This window comes from Vibrio sp. 1580 (genome assembly GCF_033340055.1).
On sequence record NZ_JAWOVT010000405.1, the window covers coordinates 1 to 625 of the forward strand.

Annotated in this window: 1 protein-coding gene; it reads left to right on the forward strand. The window is 49.0% G+C overall.

What is annotated here, in order from left to right; all coding sequences use genetic code 11:
* Window positions 1-625 (forward strand): ferredoxin--NADP reductase (locus R7093_RS26275; RefSeq protein ID WP_318147153.1); only part of this gene is annotated, 625 nt, incomplete at both ends.

Consider the following 625-nt stretch of genomic DNA (forward strand, 5'->3'; position numbering starts at 1 on the left):
TCTCAGGCGCGCCTCTTACCTTTAAAGCCGGTCAGTTCACCAAGCTTGCTTTGCTCGATGATGAGGGCAAGCCTATCAGCCGCGCTTACTCTGTGGTTAATGCGCCAAGCGAGCAACACGAGTGGCTCGAATTCCTCATTGTGGCAGATCCTCAAGGGCAACTTTCTCCAAGGTTGCAAAAGCTAAAAGCGGGTGACCCGATTTATGTGGGTGAAACCGCGCATGGCGATCTCATTCACGACACTATTCCTAAGCAAGCGAGTGATCTATGGTTGCTTTCGACGGGGACTGGCATTGGCCCGTTTTTATCTTTGCTGGATGACATTAACCTGCTTCCTCACAATGATCGTATCGTGCTGGTGCATGGTGTTCGCTACGAAAAAGATTTGGTCTACAAATACCTGATTGAGCATCTTCAATTCCGATATGAAGGACGCTTAAAGTACGTGCCAATCGTGAGCCGTGAATCGTCACTCGGAAAACTGCAAGGTCGAATCCCAGAGTTGATTGCGTCTGGTGAGCTTGCCAATAAAGTGGATGTGCCTTTCTCTCCGCAAAGCAGCTTTGTGATGCTGTGTGGTAACCCAGAGATGATTAAAGATACCTTGCCGGTACTGCAAGAGTT